The organism is Micromonospora sp. CPCC 206060 (assembly GCF_036906895.1).
GTDB lineage: Bacteria > Actinomycetota > Actinomycetes > Mycobacteriales > Micromonosporaceae > Micromonospora.
This window is the reverse complement of record NZ_JBAKHU010000001.1, coordinates 1-22,309: the sequence shown is the minus strand read 5'-3', so window position 1 is coordinate 22,309 and position 22,309 is coordinate 1. Positions and strand designations below refer to the sequence as shown.

Genomic DNA, 22,309 nt, shown 5'->3' with positions numbered 1-22,309 from the left:
TCCGGACCCACCGTTGTGGCCGGTCGCGGCGCTCCAGGCGCGGCTGGTGTGGGCCGCGCCACGGCTGGGTACCGGTACGCCCCCCGGGTTTGTCCCTGGGTGTGGCGACACGCCGGGTGTGGTCCTTGGCTGGTGGCGTGGAGCCGCTTACGTTGCCCCGAGAGGATCAGTGGTTGACATAACTGTAAGCCTCTAGTAGAGGGTGAGGGTTAACCTTCACCCTCCTGGCTGTAAGTGGATGTCGACCGGCCGAGCGGGACCCGGTCGGCGCCGCCAATCTCGAAGGGAAGGACCCCGATGACACCTCCGCACAACTACCTGGCGGTCATCAAGGTCGTCGGCATCGGTGGCGGCGGCGTCAACGCCGTCAACCGGATGATCGAGGTTGGGCTCAAGGGCGTCGAGTTCATCGCGATCAACACCGACGCGCAGGCGCTGCTGATGAGTGACGCCGACGTCAAGCTCGACGTCGGCCGGGAGCTGACCCGTGGTCTCGGCGCGGGCGCCAACCCGGACGTGGGCAAGAACGCCGCCGAGGACCACCGCGACGAGATCGAAGAGGTGCTCAAGGGCGCCGACATGGTCTTCGTGACCTGCGGTGAGGGTGGCGGCACCGGTACCGGCGGGGCCCCGGTGGTGGCGAACATCGCCCGCAAGCTCGGCGCGTTGACCATCGGCGTGGTCACCCGGCCGTTCTCCTTCGAGGGGAAGCGGCGTCAGGTGCAGGCCGAGTCGGGGATAGACGAGCTGCGCAACCAGTGCGACACGCTGATCGTCATCCCGAACGACCGACTGCTCGCCCTGGGTGACCGGGGCATCAGCATGATGGACGCGTTCCGTACCGCCGATCAGGTGCTGCTCTCCGGTGTCCAGGGCATCACCGACCTGATCACCACCCCCGGTCTGATCAACCTGGACTTCGCCGACGTCAAAAGCGTGATGAGCGGTGCCGGCAGTGCCCTGATGGGCATCGGCAGCGCCCGGGGCGAGAACCGCGCGGTCGAGGCGGCCGAGGCGGCCATCTCCAGCCCGCTGCTGGAGCAGAGCATGGATGGCGCCCGAGGGGTGCTGCTCTCCATCGCGGGTGGTTCCGATCTCGGCCTGTTCGAGATCAACGACGCGGCCCAGCTGGTCACCGACGCGGCCCACCCGGACGCCAACATCATCTTCGGTGCGGTCATCGACGACGCGCTCGGCGACGAGGTACGGGTGACCGTGATCGCGGCGGGCTTCGACGGTGGTACACCCGCCTACAAGGCGGCCGAGCCGGCCCGTAAGCCGGCAGTGAGCCAGCAGTCGGGCGGAATGCAGAGCGCACCCCACTCGCCGCCCTCGCCGGCCCCCACGCAGCCGCCCCGCCGGGTGCTCTTCGACGACGTCGACGTGCCCGACTTCCTCAAGAACGGATCCTGAGCCGGCCCGATGACCGAGGAGACGACCACGGCCGGCGTCGCCGGCGGTGCGGACGCGGCTGCCCGACGGCAGTCGCGTCGCGCCGAGTTGGCCGCTGCGCTGACCCGTACCCGCGCCCGGCTGGCCGACGCGTGCTCGGCCGCCGGTCGGGATCCCGCCGAGGTGTCGCTGATCGCGGTGACAAAGACGTACCCCGCCAGTGACGCCCTGCTCCTCGCCGAGCTGGGCGTCACCGACGTGGGGGAGAACCGCGACCAGGAGGCGGCGCCGAAGGCGGCCGAGGTCGCTGCGGCCGGGGCCGACCTGCGGTGGCACTTCATCGGCCAGTTGCAGCGCAACAAGTGCCGGTCGGTGGTGCGCTACGCCGACGTCGTCCAGTCGGTGGACAGCGTCCGGCTCGCTGCGGCGCTGGACGCGGCGGCCACCGCCGGCCGGGACCGGCCGTTGGACGTACTGGTGCAGGTCAGCATCGACGCGGATCCGGTACGCGGGGGCGCGTTGCCGGACGACGGCGACCCGGACCGGAGCCTGTCGGCGGTGGCCGACCGGCTCGCCGCCGCCGGGTCGCTGCGGTTGGCCGGGCTGATGGCGGTCGCCCCGCTCGGCTGGGAGCCGGAGCGGGCCTTCGCCCGGCTGGCCGAGGTGGCCGCCCGGTTCCGTAGTGCCCATCCGCAGGCCGCGGTGCTCTCCGCCGGAATGAGCGGGGATCTGGAAACGGCTGTCGCCTACGGCGCGACACATGTCAGGGTAGGCAGCGCGTTGCTCGGAATGCGTTCCACGCTGGGGTAGCCTGACCGTGGAGACAGCAAATTACATCAGTGTTGTTTGAGTCGGCCATTCCGGTGGCGGGGGTCATGACGCGGACGGTCGCGATCGTCGGCGTCGGGGGATTGCCGACTCGGTCCGGTGGGCACTTGGGGTGTTCACGCGCGTGACAGCGACACGGCACGGGGGCGCGTGCCGCACGGCGGACGGAGGGGCGCGGCGAATGGGCGCACTGCGCAAAGCGGGGGTCTGGCTCGGTCTCGTCGAAGAGGACGATGAGCGGGCCTACGACGACGGTGGCTACGAGAAGGGTAGCTACCGCGAGACGCGTTACCGGCAGAGCCGTTACGCGGAGGAGTTCGGCGAGGACGGCGAGGACGACGAGGACGAGCCGCCGGCACCGCCCCGTTCCCGACCCGGCGAGCGTACCCGGTTGGCCGAGCGGGTGTCGTCCCGGGCGAGTGAGGCCGACCGGGCCGACTCCGACCGGCCGGAGCGGACCGAACGCGCCAGCGTCCGGTCGATCGCCAGGTCCGGAACCACCGAGTCGTCGGGTGCGTTGAGCTACCACACCCGGGACAACCTCGCCCTGGCGCCGCAGGCGCAGGTGCGGGAGCGGGTGGTGCCGGATGAGGAGCAGCGTTACCAGATCACCACGCTGCACCCGACCACGTACCGGGAGGCGCGCACCATCGGTGAGCACTTCCGGGACGGGGTTCCGGTGATCATCAACCTCACCGAGATGGATGAGGCCGACGCCCGCCGGTTGGTGGACTTCGCTGCCGGGTTGGCGTTCGGTCTGCGCGGTACGATCGAGCGCGTGACCAATCGGGTGTTCCTGCTCTCACCGGCCAATGTCCAGGTCACCGCGGAGGACAAGGCCAAGATCGCTGAGGGCGGTTTCTTCAGTCTGGGATGATCCCACCCGATCAGGGGGCCTCGCCTACCGTGTTGTCCGTCGTGCTGCAAGTCCTGTATCTGATCCTCTATGTCTTTTTGTTGACTCTTTTGGCCAGGTTCGTACTGAGCGCAGTACTGCAGTACGGCCGCCGGTGGCAACCGGGCCGGGGAGCAGTGGCAGGACTCGAGACCGTGTGGAGCGTCACTGATCCGCCCCTCAAGGCGTTGAGGCGTGTGATCCCTCCATTGCGAATTGGTACCGTGAGCATCGACCTGGCCTCCCTTGTGCTCCTGGTTATCCTGTTCGTGCTGATGGAGTTCGTGTTAAGGCGGTTGATCAACGGGTGAAGACCCGGTGGTCCAGCGCGCTACGCGGCCGCAACTGACCCGAGGAGTTTCGATGCCGCTGACCCCGGCCGACGTTCACAACGTCGCCTTCAAGAAGCCGCCGATCGGCAAGCGGGGGTATGACGAGGAGGAGGTCGACGCCTTCCTGGACGAGGTCGAGCGTGAGCTCGCCCGTCTGATCGAGGAGAACAACGAGCTTCGCGCCCAGGTGGAGCGGGGCGGCCGCGGCGGTGCCCCCGCCGGTCCCGGTGCCGACCCCCGGCTCGCCGCAGAGCTCAACGACGTCAAGGCCCAGCTCGACCGGGTGCAGCGCGACAAGGCGGCGGCCGAGCAGGCCGCCCGGGCGATGCAGGCCGAGCTGGAGCAGATGCGCGCCCAGGGCGGCCCCGGTGGGGCCGGCGACGGCGAGCAGCAGGCGCTGCGGGTGCTGATGATGGCCCAGCGCACGGCGGACGACCACGTCTCCGACGCCCGGCGCGAGGCCGACCAGTTGCTCTCCGAGGCCCGGTCCAAGGCCGAGGAGGTCACCCGCGAGGCGCGGGCCAAGGCCGACGCCCTGGAGCGGGACGCCCGGCAGCGGCACCAGGAGGCCATGGGTGGCCTGGACGCCAAGCGCACCGCGTTGCAGAAGCACATCGAGGAGCTCAAGCAGTTCGAGCGGGAGTACCGCACCCGGCTCAAGGCGTACCTGGAGAGCCAGCTTCGTGACCTCGGTGCCCGTGGCCAGGACCTGGAGGCGGACATAACCCGCACCGAGGTCGGCCGGGGTGGGGCCAGCAACGGCGGTCTCGCCGCCGCCGGCCTCGGTGGCTCGTACAGCGGGGGCCGCGCCAACGCCCTCGAAGCCGGCCACTGATCCTCGTGACCGACTGACCCGGTTCGAAGCGATGCGGCGGGGGTGAGCCGTGATAGTCGCAAGTCTGTTGCTCATCCTCGTCGCGGTGGTGCTGCTCGTGCTGGGTCTGGCGAACGGCTCCAGTCTGCTGCTGATCACTTCGATCGCGGCGAGCCTGCTGGCTGCCGTGGCGCTGGTGGTGGGTGCCCGCCAGGCGGCCGCCACCCGCGAAGCGGGTGGATCCCGTCCGGGCAGCCCAGCCGGACGGCCCGGCCAGCGGGGCCGGGGGGAGCAGGCCGGGGCGGGTGACGGCGCCAGCCGGTACGCCGGTTCCCCGGCGACGGCGGGCATCCCGGTGCAGTCGATGCGTACGACGGACGATTCCGGACGGACCGGGTGGCGGCAACCACCCGGTCCGTCGGCGTCCGGCCCGGATCCGGTTGATCCCGACCCGGCGTGGGTGACCAGTGCGGACAGTCCGGTCGATTCGGACCAACGGTGGGCGGCCGGTGCGGACAGTCCGGTCGATCCCGACCGAGCGTGGGTGACCGCTGCGGACGGCCCGCTCGGGGCCGCATCCGATCTGGCCGCCGACGAGGACCTGCTACCCGACGAGCCCCCCGCCCAGGTCGTCGGGGATGACGACGCAGCCCGGGTGGCCCGACTGGCCAGCCCGGTGCTGGTCGTGGATGGCCGTCCCCGGTACCACCTGGCCACCTGCCCCCATCTGGTGGGGCGCCGGACCGAATCGCTGCCGGTGGCCGAGGCGGTCGAACTCGGTTTCACTCCCTGCGCCCGATGCGCCCCGGACACCGCCCTGCTTGCTGATGTCCGCCCGGTCTGAGCGCCGTGGCGCGGCCGGCGGAGCCGGCGACGCCACGCTGACGGTCGCCGTCCGGGTCAAGCCCGGCTCGTCGCGTACCCGGGTCGGTGGTTGTTTCGACGGCCCCTACGGCCCGGCGGTGGTGGTCGCGGTGAACGCTCCCCCGGTCGACGGCCGGGCCACCGAGGCGGCCCGTCGGGCGCTGGCCGACGCGCTGGGCCTTCGCCCGGCTGCGGTGTCGCTGCGGGCCGGGGCGGCCAGCCGGGACAAGCTCTTCCAGGTCGAACAGGCCGCCGTCGGGCTGCCCGAGCTGGTGCAGCGGTTGCGCGACGGGGCCGCCGGGTGAGGTCCGCAGGCGCAGGCCGACCGTGACGGGCGGGCTCGACCTGGCGCTGCTGCTCGGCGCGGCGGTGCTGCTGGTGGCGGTCTGGGCGGTCCGTTTCTCCACCCGGCTCGGGGTGCCGAGCCTCCTGGTCTATCTCGCCCTGGGCATGGCGATCGGTGAGGCCGGCCTCGGCATCCGGTTCGACGACGCCGAACTCACCCGGGTCCTCGGCTTCTGCGCGCTCATCGTGATCATCGCGGAGGGCGGGTTGACCGCCCGGTGGAGCACCCTGCGCCCGGTGCTCGGACTGTCCGCCGCGCTCTCCACGGTGGGCGTGCTGGTCAGCATCGCGGTGGTCGGGGTGGCCGGGCATCTCCTGCTCGACCTCGACTGGCGACTGGCATTGCTCTACGGGGCCGTGCTCTCCTCCACCGATGCGGCGGCCGTCTTCGCCACCCTCCGCCGGCTGCGCCTGCCGCCCCGGCTGGTGGCCACCCTGGAGGCGGAGTCGGGTACCAACGACGCCCCGGTGGTCCTGCTCGTGGTGCTGCTCTCCGCCAGTGGCCCGGTCAGCCACCCCTGGTGGTACGAGGTGCTGCTGGTGGCCTACGAGCTGTCCATGGGCACGGCGGTCGGGTTCCTGGTGGGTCTCGGCGGGCGGTGGGCCCTGCGCCGGGCCGCCCTGCCGTCGTCCGGGCTCTACCCGATCGCGGCAGTCGGCCTGACCGTGCTCGCCTACGCCGCCGGAGCGGTGCTGCACGCCTCCGGCTTCCTGGCCGTGTACGTCGCCGGGGTGGTGCTCGGCAACGCCCGGCTGCCGCACCGGCAGGCGATCCTCGGGTTCGCCGACGGGCTCGCCTGGTTGGCCCAGATCGGCCTGTTCGTGCTGCTCGGGTTGCTGGTGACGCCGAGTCGGCTGGCCGACGCGCTGCTGCCGGCGGTGGTGGTCGGACTGGCGCTGCTCTTCCTGGCCCGGCCGCTGTCGGTCGCCGCCTCCGCCACGCCGTTCCGGATCGGCCCCCGGGAGCAGCTCTTCCTGTCCTGGGCCGGGTTGCGGGGGGCGGTGCCGATCGTGCTCGCCACGATCCCGCTCTCCGAACGGGTGCCGGGCGCGGACCGGCTCTTCGACGCGGTCTTCGTCCTGGTGGTGATCTTCACACTGGTGCAGGCCGGCACCCTCGCGCCGGTCGCCCGCTGGTTGCGGGTCACCGCGCCGGCCGAGGCGGCCGAGATCCGGGTGGAGACCGCGCCGCTGGAGCGGATGCGCGCCGACCTGCTCCAGTTGGAGATCCCACCCGGCTCGAAGCTGGGCGGAGTGCACGTGGACGAGCTGCGCCTGCCGATGGGCGCCTCGGTGACGCTGGTACTGCGGGACGGCACGGGCTTCGTACCCGGGCCGGACACCCGGTTGAAGGTGGGGGACAGCCTGCTCATCGTGGCCTCGGTCGAGGTCCGCGACGCGACGGAGCGGCGGCTGCGGGCGGTGAGCCGGCGGGGGCGGCTGGCCCGCTGGTTCGGCGAGTACGGTGACGATTCAGGCGAATAGTCTGCTACCGTTCGTGCTGCCCTGATTACGAGTTTAGTCCGGGCTCGGATGCGGTGTGTTGGTGCGGCATGTTGTCGCACGCCTGTACGTTCCGTATTCTTGCCAATCTCTGGAGTGCGCGGCCGCCGGCCGCGCGCCCGTTTTGTACGTGGGGTCCGCCGGGCCGGGGGCCCTGTCAGGCACCGCCGATCGCCGCGGGCTCCGCGGCCAAGGGAGGGCGACGATGGCGAAGCCAGCCGACACGAGGACCGCCGGCCGCAAACCGGCCGTCAAGGCCGACCGCAGTGCCGCCGAGACCGAGAAGATCAGGGCGGCCCTGGCGGCCCGGTACGACGAACTGCGTGCCGAGTACGATCAGACGCTGAGCGACATCACCGAGCTGCAGCGCGACCGGCTGACCGACTCGGCCGGGGACGACCAGGCCGACACCGGCACCAAGACGTTCGAGCGCGAGCAGGAGATCTCACTCGCCAACAGCATCAAAGAACGGATCACGCAGGTCGAGCGGGCACTGGAACGGCTCGACGAGGGCAGCTACGGCTGGTGCGAGCGGTGCGGCAACCCGATTCCGGTCGAACGGCTCGCCGCCTTTCCCTCGGCCACCCTCTGCGTGACCTGCAAGCAGCTGGAGGAGCGCCGGTAGCGGCGCTCCCCGGCCTCGGAGCCGGTGAGGGATCACCGCTGAGCGTCGATGGGGAGCAGATGACCGCAGCACGGCCCGACCGGTCCGACACCGCCGAGCCGCCACCCGGTCAGCCCCGGCGGCGCGCCACCCTGATCCTGCTGGCCGTCGCCCTGGTGGCACTCCTCGCCGACCTCGGCACCAAGCATCTCGCCCTGGTCACCCTCACCGACCGGGAGCCGGTACGCCTGCTCGGCGGGGCGGTCTACCTGACGCTGACCCGCAACAGCGGTGCCGCGTTCAGCCTCGGCTCGGACCACACCTGGATCTTCCCGCTGATCACCCTCGGGGTGGTCGGGTGGATCGCCTGGATGGCGCTGCGGCTGCGGTCCGTCCCGTGGGCCGTCTCCCTCGGTCTGGTCCTCGGTGGGGCGTTGGGTAACCTGACGGACCGGATCTTCCGGGCACCCGGTACGTTCATCGGTCACGTGGTCGACATGGTCAGCCTCTTCGACCCGTATGGGCAGGTCTGGCCGGTGTTCAACCTGGCCGACAGTTCCCTGGTCTGCGGCGTACTGCTCGCCGTGCTGCTGGAGTTGACCGGCCGGCAGCGGGACGGCACCCGGCTCGGCCGGTCCGGCGAGCCGGACACGACGGGCGACGACCCGGAGCCGGCGGACAACGGCCGGAACCCGGACGCCGCCGGGACGCCGGCAGACAGCGACCAGAGCGAGCAGCGGGAGCGGGCATGACCTCGGTCTTCGACGCGGGACGGGCCCGCCCGGCCGGTGACACCCGGTCCCTGCCGGTCCCGGACGGCCTCGACGGCATGCGCCTCGACCAGGCGGTGTCCCGACTCTTCGGGTTGTCCCGGACGGCGGCGGCGTCCCTGGTGGAGGCCGGCGACGCCCAGGTCGACGGGGTGGTACGCGGCAAGTCCGACAAGGTCAACGCCGGCTCCTGGCTGGAGGTGACCCTGCCCGCCCCGGCCAGCGCACCGGTGGTCGTCCCGCAGGCGGTCCCCGGCCTGCGGGTGGTCTACGCCGACGACGACATCGTGGTGGTCGACAAGCCGGTCGGGGTCGCGGCGCACCCCAGCCCCGGCTGGACCGGCCCGACCGTCATCGGCGCCCTCGCCGCGATCGGGCACACCATCGCCACCAGCGGTGCCGCCGAACGGCAGGGGGTCGTGCACCGGCTCGACGTCGGCACCACCGGCATCATGGTGGTTGCCAAGAGTGAGCAGGCGTACAGCGCCCTCAAACGGGCGTTCAAGTACCGCGAGGTGGAGAAGCGCTACCACGCGGTGGTCCAGGGACACCTCGACCCGCTACGCGGCACCATCGACGCCCCGATCGACCGGCACCCCACCCACGACTACCGCTGGGCGGTGGTCTCCGGTGGCAAGCCCAGCATCACGCACTACGACACCGTCGAGGCGTTCCCGTCGGCGAGCCTGGTCGACGTGCGGCTGGAGACGGGGCGTACCCACCAGATCCGGGTGCACTTCTCGACGTTGCGGCACCCGTGCGTGGGTGACCTCACCTACGGTGCCGATCCGACGCTCGCCGCCCGGCTGAAGCTGACCCGCCAGTGGTTGCACGCCCGGTCGCTCAGCTTCCTGCACCCCCGAACGGGGGAGGAAGTCCAGTTCGTCAGCGACTACCCTGACGACCTGGATCGCGCGCTCGGCATCCTGCGCGACTGAGCGCGTCCGTCCGACACCTGACGGCCCGCTGCGGCACCGGGCCGACGGGCCGGTGGCGGCACCCGGTGGCCGTACCGGGCCGGGCGGAACAGCGACGAGGGGGGGTGAGCCACCGTGCGAGCCGGCGACCTGCTGCGACGACTCGACGAACGGCTGCTGCCCCGACTCGGTCGGACGGTCACCCGGATGGGCGAAGGGCCGGCCCGACCCCGGGCGCTGACCGTCGTCGCGGTGCTCTGCGCGGCAGCGGTGCTGCTCACCGCCGTGTGGACCACCGACCGGCCGCCGACCGGCGACCCGACGCTGGGTACCACCGCGCGGGTCGGGGTGACCGAGGGGCAGTCCATTCCCGGCTACCTGCGTACCGCAGGGGACGAACTGGCCGCGCTGGCCGCGGGCGAGGGCGGGCGGCAGACGTACGCCCTGGTCTCGCTCGCCGACTATCTCGCCCCGGACCGGCTGGCCCCGCTGCTCGGTGAGGTGGCCGTCGCCGAGGTCCTCGGCCGGGTGCCGCTGCCCGGCCGGCAGACCCAGATCGTCCGGATCCCCGCGCTCCGGGTCCCGCAGGACGTGCTGGCCGGGATGGACGAACTCGCCCGCCGCAAGGACCGCGAGGCGGCGGACTACCGGGCCCGCGCCGCCGCCGTCACCGGGGACGCCGTCGAGGACCGTGAACTGCGGCAGGTCTACGTCAGTGGGGCCGAGGTGGCCGCCGCCGAGGCTGCGGCGTACCGGTCGCACTGCTCCTGCGTCTACGCCGCGGTGGTCCGCGCCGAACCGACCGCCCTGAGGGCGGTGGCCGGCCGGCCGGGCGTACGCGGGGTCGACCCGGCACCGGAGGTGGACCGACTGGACCGCGCGGTCTTCTCACCCCCGCTGCCCGAGCAGGTCGACGTGGTCCGTCCACCCGCCGACACCGGCCTACCGACGGCCGGCGGGAGCCCGGCGCCCGCCGCCCGGGTGTCCGACGCCGCCGGCCAGGTCACCCCGGATGCGACCGGGATGACCACCGGAGCGGAATCCATCCCGGGTGCCCCGGCCACGTCCCCCGGACATCCGGACGAGTCGGTGACACCCGGTCCGACCTGGGGGACGGACCCGCCGCCGCCCTCACCGCCGCCCCCTTCGGCGGCTCCGGCGGGCAGCCCGTGAGTACCGTCGCGGGTCAGCACGGCGACGGTGGTGTATCCGCCACGATCTGGTCCGAATAGGGTTTGCTTCCGTAGCCTGTCAGGCGGGGAACCGAGGGCGCTGGGAGGGCGAGCCGTGGACGGCAGCGAGACCGGCTGGGGCCGGCCTGCGGAACCAGCACCGCGCTGGCGCGCGCTGCTGGACCGGGCCCGGCTCCACGGTCGGCCGACGGAGCAGGGCGAGGGTGGGCACGCCGTCGACGACCCGCCGCCGGCCGTCGACGACCCGTCCACCCTGCCGACCCGGGCCGGCCGTTCCGCCGTACCCGGTGATCCTGAGCGGCCTCCGCTGCCCCGACGCACGGCGGGCGGTGCGTACGCCGGACGGGCCGCCCCCGCCGGCTACTCCGGCGGCGGCCCCCTGCCGGAGCCGGGCCCGGTTCTCCGGCCCGACCCGCCGGCGACCGGTGAGTCGCGCTATGCGCTGCTGGAGAACGGCTACCGGCATGCGCCCGAACCGCCGGCCGAGTCCCGGTACGCGCTGCTGGAGAACGGCTACCGGGCCGAGCCGACGTATCCCGCCGCCGCCCCGGCGGAGCCGGTCTACCGGCGTGAGCCGCCCCAGGCCGGGCCGGCTCCGGACAGCGGTTACCCGGCCCGGTCGGTACCGGCGGTGGAGAGCGGCTATCCGGTCCGGCCGGTCGACACCGGTTACCCCGACCGGTCGGTACCGGCCGTGGAGAGCGGCTACCCGGCCCGGTCGGTGGAGAGCGCCTACCCGGCCCGTACCGCGCCAGCGGTGGAGAGTGGCCATCCGGCCCGCCCGCTCGACAGCGGCTATCCGGCCCGGTCCGCGCCCGCCGTCGAGTACGCCTACCCGACCCGGCCGGCGTTGCCGGCCTCGGCCTCGACGCCGGTGACCACGGCGACGCCGGCCGCCGGCGGCTACCCGGCCCGGGGCCAGTGGCAGCGTCCCGCCCCCGCGAACGAGACGGAGCGGGCGGTCGGTGTGCTGCGACGGGACTTCGGCACCCCCCGGGTGATCGCCTTCGCCAACCCGAAGGGCGGGGTACACAAGACCACCGCCACCGTGCTCGCCGCGGCCACCGTCGGCAGCGTACGCGGGCGGGGCGTCTTGGCCTGGGACGACAACGAGCTGCGCGGCACCCTCGGACTGCGGGCCGGCAGCGCCCGGCACGCCCGTACGATCCGGCACCTGGTCACCGACCTGGCCGATGTGGAGACCCGGCACGGCGCGGACCTGCACGACCGGCTCGACGACTATCTGCGGCACGCCTCCGACGGGTCGTACGACGTTCTCGCGGGGGAGGAGAGCCCCCGGTTCGCCCAACGGCTCGACCAGTTCACCGTCCGGCGGGTGCTCGACCTGCTCCGCCGGACCCACGAGGTGATCTGCGTGGACACCGGCAACAACGTGGAGAGCCCCAACTGGCGCAGCGTGATGCAGTCCGCCGACCAGCTCGTGCTCACCACGGTGCCCCGCGAGGACGCCGCGTTCAGCGGCGACTGGATGCTGGACCTGCTGCACGAGGTCGGCATGGGGGAGCTGGCCGACAACGCGGTGACCCTGATCTCCTGCCCCACCCCGGGCCGGTCGCCGTTGCAGACCGACCTGGAACGGCACTTCGCCACCCGGACCCGGGCGGTCGCGGTGGTGCCGTACGACCCGGCCCTGGAGGCGGGTTCCTCGATCGAGTACCACCAGTTGCAGCAGGAGACCCGGGACGCCTGGCTGCGGGCGGCGGCGGTCATGCTGGAACCCTTCGCCCGCTGAGCCACCCGGGCCGGCTTGTCCCACCCGGGCCGGCCTGCCTGTCCCACCCGGGCCGGTCCGGGCCACGGCCGGCGGGGACGCCTGAGAGGATCATCCGGTGAGCCAGCCCACCGGAGAGCCCGACCGTCCCGTGGTCGACAGCGCCTACGTCAGCACCCTGACCCTCCTGCACGAACCGCCCCGCCGGCCCGGCCGGACGGTCGGGATCTGTGCCGGCGCCGTGGTGGCGCTGACCGCGCTCGGCGTGCCACTCGGCCTGCTCTGGTACGCCCTGGCGCCCCGGGTACCGGTGGTGCGGACGGAGGACGGCGCGGTCCTGGCCGAGCCGCAGCCGGAGCAGTTCATCGCCGCCGACGGATGGTTCAGCCTGCTCGGGCTCGGCTTCGGCGTGCTCGCCGCGATCGGGGTGTGGCTACTGGTGCGCCGGGTACGCGGACCGGTCGGGCTGCTCGTCGCGGTCCTCGGCAGTGCCGGCGCTGCCCTGGTGGCCTGGCGACTCGGGCGGCAGATCGGGCTGGCCGGCTACCAGCGGCTGCTGGATGCCGCCGAGGTGGGGCAGGCGCTGGACAAGCCCGCCGACCTGCGGGCAGGTGGGTTCGAGTGGGTGCTCGGTGTGATCCCCACCGTCCAGGGTGACGTGCTGATCCCGGCGTTTGGCGCCGCAGTGGCGTACACCCTGCTCGCCGGCTGGTCGCAGTGGCCGTCGCTGCACCCGGAGCCCGAGCCGCAACCCTGGCTGCCGGCGACCGGGCCCGGCGCGGGTGATGCGCCCGGAGCCAGGGCCGGCGCGGGACCGGAGGTCAGTTGGGGCTCGGCGGCACCGCCAGCTCCGCCAGCGGCACCGGGACCGCCCGGACCTGACGCAGCAGAGCCGCCTCGCGGTTGAGCAGACGCAGCTCCGCGCGGAGCCGGTCGGCGGTGCCGTCGATGGCCAGCAGTCGCTGCCGGTCGGTGATGGTCAGCGCGGCGGTCGCGGCAACCAGGTGGGACAGCACGGTCGGGTCGTCGGGTAGCTGCTCGGTGATCTCCGCGGCCTCCGGCCGGATCAGGCCGAGGTACTGCCGGAACACCGCGGTGACCCGGGGGGTGAGCAGCTCGGCGACCTCGTCCGGGCCGTCCGGCTCGGGCAGCCACTCCACGTCGGCGGTGAGGTACGGTGCCGCGTCCTGGTCGACGTCGATGATGCGGAACCGGCGTCTGCCCACGGTGACCAGGTCGAACCCGCCGTCGGCCAGCTCGGTGACCTGGCGTACCTCGGCGGTGCATCCCACCTCGTGCAGGCTGACCGAGGCGGAGCCGGGACCGGTGCCGCCGGCCGGCGCGACCTCCCAGCCGCTCTGGATCGCCACCACCCCGAACTCGCGTGGTGTGTCGTCGGGCAGCCCGACCAGGTTGTTGACCAGCGTCCGGTACCGCTCCTCGAAGATGTGCAGTGGGAGGACCAGACCGGGGAAGAGCACCGTCCCGAGCGGGAAGATCGGCAGCCGCGCACTCACCATCCGAGCGTAGCCCGCCGGGGCCCAACCGGCGGGGCCCGTCCCACTCGCCTGTCCCGCCTTGTCGATCATGGAGGTGTGGTGGGTGACTGATCCCGTATGGCGGCATTCGTGGGGCACCACAACTCCATGATCGGCGGGAATGGTGGTGTGCTGGTCGGGGTGGTCCGGCTCACCGTCCCGCCACCCGGACGGCGCGGGCCGGCCGCGGGCCCGCCGCCTAGACTCGCAGGGGTGTTGAACCGGATCGACCTGCGCGGCGGCGCCCGTGACCCGCGCCGCCTGCTGCCCCGTGCCCAGCTCGACGTCTCCGTGGCGGTCGAGAAGATCCGCCCGCTCGTCGAGGCGGTCCGCGAGCATGGCTTCACGGCGGTCCGGGACGCCACCCATCGTTTCGACGGGGTGACCCTCGACCGGTTGCGGGTACCGGTGGCGGAGATCGCCGCCGCCGAGCAGAACCTCGAACCCGAGGTACGCGCCGCCCTGCTGGAGTCGATCAGCCGGGCCCGGCGGGTGCACGCCGACCAGCGGCGTACCGACCACACCACGCAGGTGGTCCCGGGTGGCACGGTCACCGAGCGGTGGGTACCGGTCGGCCGGGTCGGCCTCTACGTCCCCGGCGGGCTGGCGATGTACCCGTCGACCGTGGTGATGAACGTGGTCCCGGCCCAGGCCGCCGGGGTCGGTTCGCTGGTGGTGGCGAGCCCGCCGCAGCCGGACAACAAGGGCCTGCCCGATCCCCGGGTGCTCGCCGCCTGCGCCCTGCTCGGCGTCGACGAGGTCTACGCCGTCGGCGGCGCCCAGGCGGTGGCGATGCTGGCCTACGGCTGCGCCACCGACGCCGACGGCACCGGCTGGTGCGAGCCGGTCGACATGATCACCGGGCCGGGCAACATCTGGGTGACCGCCGCCAAGCGGCTGCTGCGCGGGGTGGTCGGCATCGACGCCGAGGCCGGGCCGACCGAGATCGCCATCCTGGCCGACGACACCGCCGACCCCGCGCACGTGGCCGCCGACCTGATCAGTCAGGCCGAGCACGACCCCCTTGCGGCGAGCGTCCTGGTCACCCCGTCGGTGGAGCTGGTCGACGCGGTGGAGGCGGAGCTGGCCCGGCAGGTACCGGCGACCCGGCACCACGAGCGGGTCACCACCGCGCTGACCGGGGAACAGAGCGGGGCGGTGCTCGTCGACGACCTGGAGGAGGGTCTGCGGGTGGTCGACGCGTACGCGGCCGAGCACCTGGAGATCCAGACCCGGGACGCCCGGCAGTGGGCGCTGCGGGTCCGCAACGCGGGGGCCGTCTTCGTCGGGGCGTACGCGCCGGTGTCGCTCGGCGACTACTGCGCCGGCTCCAACCACGTGCTGCCCACCGGGGGCTGCGCCCGGCACTCCTCCGGGCTGTCGGTGCAGTCGTTCCTGCGCGGCATCCACCTGGTCGAGTACGACGAGGCGGCGCTGCGTGAGGTGGCCCCGCACGTGGTGACCCTGGCCAACGTGGAGAACCTGCCGGCGCACGGCCAGGCCGTCCAGGTGAGGTTCCGGTGACCACCCTCGACGACCTGCCGATCCGCGACGACCTGCGCGGGCGGTCGCCGTACGGCGCGCCGCAGCTCGACGTGGCGGTACGGCTGAACACCAACGAGAACTCCTATCCGGTACCCGACGCGGTGGTCGACGCGATCGGCAAGGCGGTCGCGGCGGAGCTGCGGGACCTCAACCGCTACCCGGACCGGGACGCGCTGGCGCTCCGCGCCGACCTGGCCGACTACCTCGGCCACGGGCTGACCACGGGGCACGTCTGGGCGGCGAACGGCTCCAACGAGATCCAGCAGCAGCTGCTACAGGCGTTCGCCGGGCCGGGCCGGGTGGCGCTGGGCTTCACCCCGGCCTACTCCATGCACCCGTTGCTGGCGCTCGGCACCGGTACCGGCTGGATCGCCGGCCGCCGGGGCGCCGACTTCGGGTTGACCGTCGACGACGCGGTGTCCCAGGTCCGGGCACACCACCCGGATGTGGTCTTCCTCTGCTCACCGAACAATCCCACCGGTACCGCCCTCGACCCGGCGGTGATCGGGGCGGTACTGGACGTCGCCCCCGGCATGGTGGTGGTCGACGAGGCGTACGCCGAGTTCGCCCGGGCCGGCACCCGGACCGCGCTGGAGCTGCTGCCGGGGCATCCCCGGCTGGTGGTGACCCGCACGATGAGCAAGGCGTTCGGCTTCGCCGGTGGCCGGCTGGGCTACCTGGCGGCGGACCCGGCCGTGGTGGACGCGGTCCAGCTCGTCCGGCTGCCGTACCACCTCTCCGCGCTCACCCAGGCCGCGGCCCGGGCGGCGCTGGCCCACCGGGACGTCCTGCTGGCCACCGTGGCGGCGATCCGCGAGCAGCGCGACCGGATCGTCACCGAGCTGCGCCGCCGGGGTCACCGGGTGGCTGACAGCGACGCCAACTTCGTCCTCTTCTCGGTCGACGGTGACCAGGCGGTGGCCTGGCAGGCACTGCTGGACGCCGGGGTGCTGGTCCGCGACGTCGGTCTGCCCGGCTGGCTGCGGGTCACCGCCGGCACCCCCGCCGAAACCGATGCTCTTCTCAGCGCCATGGAGGTTTTGTCCCGATGAGCCGGACCGCCCGGGTGGAGCGGGTCACCAAGGAGACGAACGTGCTCGTCGAGCTGGATCTCGACGGCGGCGGCCGGGCCGAGATCAGCACCGGCATCGGCTTCTACGACCACATGCTGCACCAGATCGCCCGGCACGGTGGCTTCGACCTCACCGTGCGGACCGTCGGCGACCTGGAGATCGACGCGCACCACACGATGGAGGACACGGCGTTGGCCCTGGGCGCCGCGTTCGACCAGGCGCTGGGCGACAAGGCCGGCATCCGGCGGTACGGCTCGGCCACCGTCCCGATGGACGAGGTACTGGTCCGGGCCGCCGTCGACCTTTCCGGCCGGCCGTACGTGGTGCACGACGAACCGGTCCTGGCGCCGTACATCGGGCCGGTCTATCCGACCAGCATGACCCGGCACATCTTCGAGTCGTTCGGGCAGGCGGCCCGGATCACCCTGCACGTGGACGTGCTGCGGGCGGCCCGCCCCGGTGGGCACCCGGACGCGCACCACGTGGTCGAGGCCCAGTTCAAGGCGGTTTCCCGGGCGCTGCGCGAGGCCACCGCGATCGATCCCCGGTCGGCGGGCGTGATCCCCAGCACCAAGGGGGCGCTCTGATGTCCGGGCCGGCGGCGGGGGCGCCGCGGTGAGCTCGGTACTGCCGGTCCTGTTGCTGGCCCTCTCCGGCGTGCTGGTCGGTGGGGCCTGGTCGATGCACCGGCAGGGGGCCGGGCGCACGGCGGTGCTCTTTGTCGGGCTGCTCGCGCTGCTGGCCGCTGCGGGCGGCATCCTCTGGCTGATCCCCGGGGAGGGTTCATGAGTGAGCGCACCACACGCCGGGTGGTGGTCCTGGACTACGGCTCCGGCAACCTGCGGTCCGCCGAACGGGCCCTGGCCCGGGTCGGTGCCGACGTCACGGTGACCGCCGACCTCGCCGCTGCGGCGGACGCGGACGGCCTGGTCGTACCGGGGGTCGGGGCGTACGCCGCGTGCATGGCCGGCATCGAGGCGCTCGGTGCCGGGCCGGTGATCGCCGAGCGGGTCGCGGCCGGCCGTCCGGTGCTCGGCATCTGCGTGGGCATGCAGGTGCTCTTCGAGTACGGCGAGGAGCACGGCGTGGTCACCAAGGGGCTGGGGCTGCTGCCCGGCGGGGTGACCCGGCTCGCCGCCGAGCGTCTGCCGCACATGGGGTGGAACACGGTGACCGCGCCGGCCGGCTCGGTGCTCTTCGCCGGGCTGCCGGCGCAGAGCCGGTTCTACTTCGTCCACTCGTACGCGGTGTCCGACGTGGTGGCGCTGCGCGCGGCCGGTGCCGTGCCCACCGTGGCGCACCACGGCACCGACTTCGTCGCGGCGGTGGAGCGGGGTCCGCTGTCGGCGGCCCAGTTCCACCCGGAGAAGTCCGCCGACACCGGCGCCACCCTGCTGGGCAACTGGCTGGCCACGCTGTGAACCGGGCGGCGGCGCCCGCGCCCCGTCCCGGGTGCGGCGGACCGGTGCCGGCTGTCGTGCTGGTCGCCGGACCGGTGGGCCGGTGAGTCGGGAGCGGGCCCGCCGTCGGGCCGAACGGGAGGTGGCGGCCGAGCGGGAACGTGCCGCCCGGCAGCGCAGACGCGCCCGGCGGGAGCGCCGGCGGGCGCTGCTCCGGCGACTGGTCCCCCGGCTGCCGGACCGGCGTACCGGTCGGCTGCTACCCCGACGTACCCGTGCGGAGCGGGCCGGGATCGTGCTGGTGGTGCTGGCGGTGGCCGCCCTGATCTGGGCACTCGTCGACGACCTCGCCCTGCGGGTGCTGCTGTCGTTGGTACTGGTGCTCGTACTTCCGGCGGTCGTGGTGATCGCCCTGGACCGTAGAACCTGATCGAGGAGACCGAGTTGAGCCTCACCCTGCTTCCTGCCGTCGACGTCGCCGACGGCCAGGCCGTCCGTCTCGTGCAGGGCGCCGCCGGCAGCGAGACCACCTACGGCGACCCGCTGGACGCGGCGCTGGCCTGGCAGTCCGACGGCGCGGAGTGGATCCACCTGGTCGACCTCGACGCCGCGTTCGGTCGGGGTTCGAACGCGGCGCTGCTGGCCGACGTGGTGCGCCGGCTGGACGTCAGGGTGGAACTCTCCGGCGGGATCCGGGACGACGAGTCGCTGCGCGCCGCGCTGGGTACCGGTGCGGCCCGGGTCAACATCGGCACCGCCGCGCTGGAGGACCCGGTCTGGTGCGACCGGGTGGTCGGCGAGTACGGCGACCGGGTGGCGATCGGGCTGGACGTGCGGGGTCGTACCCTCTCCGCTCGGGGCTGGACCCGGGACGGCGGTGACCTCTTCGAGGTGCTGGAGCGGCTGGACAAGGCGGGCGCCTCCCGGTACGTGGTGACCGACATCACCAAGGACGGCACCATGCGCGGCCCGAACCTGGACCTGTTGCGCGAGGTGTGCGCGCGGACCGGCGCGCCGGTGATCGCCTCGGGTGGTGTCTCGACGCTCGACGACCTGCGGGCGCTGGCCACGCTGGAGCCGGTCGGGGTGGAGGGCGTGATCGCCGGCAAGGCGCTCTACGCCGGTGCGTTCACCGTGGCGCAGGCGCTTGAGACGCTGGCCCGGCCGTGACGCTGGTGACCCGGCTCGGCTCGGGTGGCCCGTGGGAGCGGACGTACGGCTACTCGCGGGTGGTCCGGGCCGGTGCGCTCGCGCTGACCGCCGGTTGCACGTCGACCGTCGATGGGCAGGTCACCCACGTGGGTGACGCGGTGGCGCAGACCGCCCAGGCGTTCCGGATCGCGCTGGACGCGCTGGCCGAGGTGGGTGCCGGTCCGGCCGACGTGGTGCGGACCCGGATGTACGTGGTGGACCGGTCGTACGCCGACGAGGTGGGTCGGGCGCACAACGCCGTCTTCGGTGCGGTCCGGCCGGTGGCCACGCTGGTGGTGGTGGCCGGGCTGCTGCACCCGGACCACCTGGTGGAGGTTGAGGTGGAGGCGTACCTCGGAGGCGATTAAGTTGCGCACAACTTAATCGCGCGCTATCGTTCACCCGTGAACGATGATCTGGTGCTGCGTCGGCAGGTGTGCTTCGCGCTCTACGCCGCGTCCCGTGCGGTCACCGACGTCTACCGGCCGATCCTCGACGAGCTGGGCCTGACCTACCCGCAGTACCTGGTCCTGCTCGTGCTCTGGGAACGCGGCGACGACCCGCCCACCGTCTCCGAGCTCGGTGCCGAGCTGCGGCTGGACTCCGGCACGCTCTCCCCGCTGGTCAAGCGGCTGGAGGCGGCCGGGCTGGTGGCCCGGCGCCGGTCGACGGTCGACGAGCGCCGGGTGACCGTCGCGCTGACCGACACCGGCCGGGCACTGCGGGAGCGGGTCGAGCAGGTGCCCTACCGGGTGGCTGCCGCGACCGGGCTCACCGGCGACGAGCTGGTCGCCCTCCGGGACACCCTCACCAGGATCACCGCGACGATCCACCAACAGAAGGAGCAGTGACGACCATGCAGGTGCTCTACACCGCCGCCGCACACGCCACCGGGGACGGCCGCGACGGCCACGTCCAGACCTCCGACGGCACGCTCGACGTCGACCTGGCCATCCCGAAGGAGATGGGTGGTGCCGGCGGGGCGCTCAACCCCGAGCAGCTCTTCGCCGCCGGCTACGCCGCCTGCTTCCACTCGGCACTGCGCCTGGTGGCCCGCCGGGCCAAGGCCGACGTCACCGGTTCGACGGTCGACGCCGAGGTGGGCATCGGCCCGAACGGCAGCGGCGGTTTCGGCCTCACCGTGGCGCTCGCCGTCGAGCTGCCGGCGGTCGACCGGGCCGTCGCCGAGGACCTGGTCGCCCAGGCCCACCAGGTCTGCCCGTACTCCAACGCGACCCGGGGCAACATCGACGTCACCCTGACCGTCCGCTGACCGTGCCGGCCCTGCCGTACCGCTGTCGCGGTGGCGGCGCCCCGGCGACACCGAAGGAGGGCACCGATGAGTGCACCCACCACCGGACGGGAGATCCACCTCGCCTCCCGCCCCGACGGCTGGCCCACACCGGAGAACTTCCGGCTGGTCGAGGTCCCGGTCCCGACCCCCGGCCCCGGGCAGGTGCTGGTCCGCAACACCCTGATGTCCGTCGACCCGTACATGCGGGGCCGGATGAACGACGTGAAGTCCTACATCCCGCCGTTCCGGCTCGACGCGCCGCTCGACGGCGGTGCCCTCGGAGAGGTGCTCACCAGCAACGCCGACGGGATCCGCCCCGGCGACACGGTGCTGCACGGGCTCGGCTGGCGGGAGTACGCGGTGGTCGACGCCGCCTCCGCCCGGGTGGTCGACCCGGAGCTGGCCCCGGTGTCGGCGTACCTGAGCGTGCTCGGCATGACCGGGCTCACCGCGTACGCGGGCCTGCTGGCGGTGGCCCGGATGCAGCCCGGCGAGACGGTCTTCGTCTCCGCCGCGGCCGGTGCGGTCGGCAGCCTGGTCGGCCAGATCGCCAAGCGCAGGGGCGCCGGTCGGGTGGTCGGCAGTGCCGGCTCACCCGCGAAGGTGGAACGGGTGCTCGGGCTCGGCTTCGACGCCGCGTTCGACTACCACGACGGCCCGGTGAAGGAGTCGCTGAAGGCCGCCGCCCCGAAGGGCATCGACGTGTACTTCGACAACGTCGGCGGGGACCACCTGGAGGCGGCGATCGCCGCGATGCGGACCCACGGTCGGGCCGCCATCTGCGGGATGATCGCCCAGTACAACGACGCCGAGCCGCCGGCCGCGCCGCGCAACCTGGCGCTGGTGATCGGCAAGCGGCTCACCCTCCAGGGCTTCCTGGTCGGCGACCACGCCGGCCTGCGGGACGAGTTCCTCGGCGAGATGGCCGGCTGGCTGCGCTCCGGCGAGATCCGGTACGACGAGACGATCGTCGACGGCATCGACAACGCCCCGGCAGCCTTCCTCGGCCTGCTCCGCGGCGAGAACCTCGGCAAGATGCTCGTCCGCCTGTAGGTGTAAGGAAGGGCCCCTTCTTATCGCTTTCGGTAGAGGAAGGGGCCCTTATTAACACTTGTCCCCGCGTCACACCCGCCGTCGCGGCCCACCCGCTGGTCCGGCCACCCGGTCGGGTCGGCCGACTCATCCGGGGAGATAGGCTCAGCCCATGACGGTGGCGGTACGGGTGATCCCCTGTCTGGACGTGGACGCCGGACGGGTGGTCAAGGGAGTCAACTTCGTCGACCTGCGCGACGCCGGTGACCCGGTGGAGCTGGCTGCGGCGTACGACCGGGCCGGAGCGGACGAGCTGACCTTCCTCGACGTGACCGCCTCCTCGGACGACCGGGGCACCATGCTCGACGTGGTACGCCGCACGGCCGAGTCGGTCTTCATCCCGCTCACCGTCGGTGGTGGCGTACGCCGCGTCGAGGACGTGGACGTCCTGCTGCGCGCGGGCGCCGACAAGGTCGGGGTGAACACCGCCGCGATCGCCCGGCCCGAGCTGATCGCGGAGATCGCCGAGCGGTTCGGCCGGCAGGTGCTGGTGCTCTCCCTGGACGTCCGGCGTGCCCCGGCGGGGGCGACCGGCAGTGGCTTCGAGGTGACCACCCACGGGGGGCGGCGCGGCACCGGTATGGACGCGGTGGACTGGGCGCACCGGGCGGCCGAACTGGGCGCCGGTGAGATCCTGCTCAACTCGATGGACGCCGACGGTACCAAGAACGGTTTCGACCTGGAGCTGATCGGCGCGGTCCGCCGGGTGGTGGACGTGCCGGTGGTGGCCAGCGGCGGGGCCGGTGCGGTGGCCCACTTCCCGCCTGCGGTGGCGGCCGGCGCGGACGCCGTCCTCGCCGCCAGCGTCTTCCACTTCGGCGAGCTGAGTGTCGGTGAGGTCAAGGACGCCCTACGCGGCGCCGGGCACCCGGTCCGCTAGCCGGCTGGGTCCGCCTGTCGGCTCGGTGCGCTAGGCCGTGTTTCGTATGGGCTGAAGGTGCCCGGTTGTGATGGATGTCCGGCGTGGTGGTGATCGGTAAAAGTTGA

Annotated in this window: 26 protein-coding genes and 1 pseudogene; 26 read left to right on the top strand and 1 reads right to left on the bottom strand. The window is 73.0% G+C overall.

Annotated elements, in window-relative coordinates; all coding sequences use genetic code 11:
* Positions 1-297 precede the first annotated feature (297 nt).
* From ftsZ to V6U90_RS00070, 14 genes and pseudogenes are all read left to right on the top strand, one after another.
* On the top strand, positions 298-1,413 hold the full coding sequence (gene ftsZ, locus V6U90_RS00135; RefSeq protein ID WP_334430372.1) for a cell division protein FtsZ: 1,116 nt from the start codon (positions 298-300) through the stop codon (positions 1,411-1,413).
* 9 nt (positions 1,414-1,422) lie between these two features.
* Complete coding sequence (locus tag V6U90_RS00130) at positions 1,423-2,202, top strand: YggS family pyridoxal phosphate-dependent enzyme (protein ID WP_334430370.1); 780 nt, start codon at positions 1,423-1,425, stop codon at positions 2,200-2,202.
* Positions 2,203-2,401: 199 nt separating this feature from the next.
* The gene (locus V6U90_RS00125) at positions 2,402-3,097 is read left to right on the top strand and encodes a cell division protein SepF (protein WP_334430369.1); all 696 of its coding nucleotides are present in this window, start codon (positions 2,402-2,404) and stop codon (positions 3,095-3,097) included.
* Positions 3,098-3,126: 29 nt separating this feature from the next.
* A complete protein-coding gene (locus tag V6U90_RS00120; protein ID WP_334430368.1) occupies positions 3,127-3,426 on the top strand; it encodes a YggT family protein in 300 nt (99 codons plus the stop codon).
* 52 nt (positions 3,427-3,478) lie between these two features.
* Positions 3,479-4,282 (top strand): DivIVA domain-containing protein, encoded by an 804-nt coding sequence (locus V6U90_RS00115; protein ID WP_334430367.1) that lies wholly within the window; start codon positions 3,479-3,481, stop codon positions 4,280-4,282.
* A gap of 49 nt (positions 4,283-4,331) precedes the next feature.
* A pseudogene (locus V6U90_RS33875) lies at positions 4,332-4,679 on the top strand (hypothetical protein); the annotation flags it as partial.
* A 409-nt stretch (positions 4,680-5,088) separates the two neighbouring features.
* Positions 5,089-5,430, top strand: a complete 342-nt coding sequence (locus V6U90_RS00105) for a DUF167 family protein (RefSeq protein WP_442933486.1) — start codon at positions 5,089-5,091, stop codon at positions 5,428-5,430.
* 22 nt (positions 5,431-5,452) lie between these two features.
* Complete coding sequence (locus V6U90_RS00100) at positions 5,453-6,955, top strand: potassium/proton antiporter (RefSeq protein ID WP_334430365.1); 1,503 nt, start codon at positions 5,453-5,455, stop codon at positions 6,953-6,955.
* 223 nt (positions 6,956-7,178) lie between these two features.
* On the top strand, positions 7,179-7,598 hold the full coding sequence (locus V6U90_RS00095) for a TraR/DksA family transcriptional regulator (protein WP_334430363.1): 420 nt from the start codon (positions 7,179-7,181) through the stop codon (positions 7,596-7,598).
* A gap of 59 nt (positions 7,599-7,657) precedes the next feature.
* Positions 7,658-8,329: a signal peptidase II gene (gene lspA, locus V6U90_RS00090; protein WP_334430362.1), complete on the top strand. Its 672-nt coding sequence runs from the start codon at positions 7,658-7,660 to the stop codon at positions 8,327-8,329.
* Positions 8,326-9,285, top strand: a complete 960-nt coding sequence (locus V6U90_RS00085) for an RluA family pseudouridine synthase (RefSeq protein WP_334430361.1) — start codon at positions 8,326-8,328, stop codon at positions 9,283-9,285. Before lspA ends, V6U90_RS00085 begins: the two co-directional genes overlap by 4 nt.
* Before the next feature lie 114 nt (positions 9,286-9,399).
* The gene (locus V6U90_RS00080; RefSeq protein WP_334430360.1) at positions 9,400-10,437 is read left to right on the top strand and encodes a hypothetical protein; all 1,038 of its coding nucleotides are present in this window, start codon (positions 9,400-9,402) and stop codon (positions 10,435-10,437) included.
* 114 nt (positions 10,438-10,551) lie between these two features.
* Positions 10,552-12,210: a MinD/ParA family ATP-binding protein gene (locus V6U90_RS00075; RefSeq protein ID WP_334430358.1), complete on the top strand. Its 1,659-nt coding sequence runs from the start codon at positions 10,552-10,554 to the stop codon at positions 12,208-12,210.
* A 130-nt stretch (positions 12,211-12,340) separates the two neighbouring features.
* A complete protein-coding gene (locus V6U90_RS00070; RefSeq protein WP_442933501.1) occupies positions 12,341-13,096 on the top strand; it encodes a DUF2567 domain-containing protein in 756 nt (251 codons plus the stop codon).
* Here V6U90_RS00070 and V6U90_RS00065 read toward each other — a convergent pair.
* Positions 13,011-13,706 carry an LON peptidase substrate-binding domain-containing protein gene (locus tag V6U90_RS00065; RefSeq protein WP_334430356.1) on the bottom strand — a complete coding sequence of 232 codons (696 nt, stop codon included), beginning with the start codon at positions 13,704-13,706 and terminating at the stop codon, positions 13,011-13,013. The genes V6U90_RS00070 and V6U90_RS00065 overlap by 86 nt on opposite strands.
* A gap of 234 nt (positions 13,707-13,940) precedes the next feature.
* On the opposite strand from V6U90_RS00065, the gene hisD reads away from it, so the two are divergent.
* The 12 genes from hisD (at position 13,941) to hisF (ending at position 22,202) form a co-directional block, all read left to right on the top strand.
* Positions 13,941-15,251: a histidinol dehydrogenase gene (hisD, locus tag V6U90_RS00060; RefSeq protein WP_334430846.1), complete on the top strand. Its 1,311-nt coding sequence runs from the start codon at positions 13,941-13,943 to the stop codon at positions 15,249-15,251.
* Positions 15,248-16,324, top strand: coding sequence for a histidinol-phosphate transaminase (locus V6U90_RS00055; protein ID WP_334430355.1), 1,077 nt, complete (start codon positions 15,248-15,250; stop codon positions 16,322-16,324). The genes hisD and V6U90_RS00055 overlap by 4 nt, the downstream gene beginning before the upstream one ends.
* On the top strand, positions 16,321-16,932 hold the full coding sequence (gene hisB / locus V6U90_RS00050; RefSeq protein ID WP_334430354.1) for an imidazoleglycerol-phosphate dehydratase HisB: 612 nt from the start codon (positions 16,321-16,323) through the stop codon (positions 16,930-16,932). Before V6U90_RS00055 ends, hisB begins: the two co-directional genes overlap by 4 nt.
* Before the next feature lie 28 nt (positions 16,933-16,960).
* Positions 16,961-17,134, top strand: coding sequence for a hypothetical protein (locus tag V6U90_RS00045; protein WP_334430353.1), 174 nt, complete (start codon positions 16,961-16,963; stop codon positions 17,132-17,134).
* Entirely contained in the window at positions 17,131-17,766 is a 636-nt protein-coding gene (hisH, locus tag V6U90_RS00040; protein ID WP_334430352.1) for an imidazole glycerol phosphate synthase subunit HisH, read from the top strand. Before V6U90_RS00045 ends, hisH begins: the two co-directional genes overlap by 4 nt.
* An 82-nt stretch (positions 17,767-17,848) precedes the next feature.
* Positions 17,849-18,175 carry a hypothetical protein gene (locus V6U90_RS00035; protein ID WP_334430350.1) on the top strand — a complete coding sequence of 109 codons (327 nt, stop codon included), beginning with the start codon at positions 17,849-17,851 and terminating at the stop codon, positions 18,173-18,175.
* A 14-nt stretch (positions 18,176-18,189) separates the two neighbouring features.
* On the top strand, positions 18,190-18,915 hold the full coding sequence (gene priA / locus V6U90_RS00030) for a bifunctional 1-(5-phosphoribosyl)-5-((5-phosphoribosylamino)methylideneamino)imidazole-4-carboxamide isomerase/phosphoribosylanthranilate isomerase PriA (protein ID WP_334430348.1): 726 nt from the start codon (positions 18,190-18,192) through the stop codon (positions 18,913-18,915).
* Positions 18,912-19,304 (top strand): RidA family protein, encoded by a 393-nt coding sequence (locus V6U90_RS00025; RefSeq protein ID WP_334430346.1) that lies wholly within the window; start codon positions 18,912-18,914, stop codon positions 19,302-19,304. The genes priA and V6U90_RS00025 overlap by 4 nt, the downstream gene beginning before the upstream one ends.
* 36 nt (positions 19,305-19,340) lie before the next feature.
* On the top strand, positions 19,341-19,787 hold the full coding sequence (locus V6U90_RS00020) for a MarR family winged helix-turn-helix transcriptional regulator (protein ID WP_334430344.1): 447 nt from the start codon (positions 19,341-19,343) through the stop codon (positions 19,785-19,787).
* Positions 19,788-19,792: 5 nt separating this feature from the next.
* Positions 19,793-20,209, top strand: coding sequence for an organic hydroperoxide resistance protein (locus tag V6U90_RS00015; RefSeq protein WP_334430844.1), 417 nt, complete (start codon positions 19,793-19,795; stop codon positions 20,207-20,209).
* A 66-nt stretch (positions 20,210-20,275) separates the two neighbouring features.
* Positions 20,276-21,283, top strand: coding sequence for an NADP-dependent oxidoreductase (locus V6U90_RS00010; RefSeq protein ID WP_334430343.1), 1,008 nt, complete (start codon positions 20,276-20,278; stop codon positions 21,281-21,283).
* A gap of 151 nt (positions 21,284-21,434) precedes the next feature.
* Positions 21,435-22,202, top strand: a complete 768-nt coding sequence (gene hisF, locus V6U90_RS00005) for an imidazole glycerol phosphate synthase subunit HisF (RefSeq protein WP_334430341.1) — start codon at positions 21,435-21,437, stop codon at positions 22,200-22,202.
* Positions 22,203-22,309: the final 107 nt, after the last annotated feature.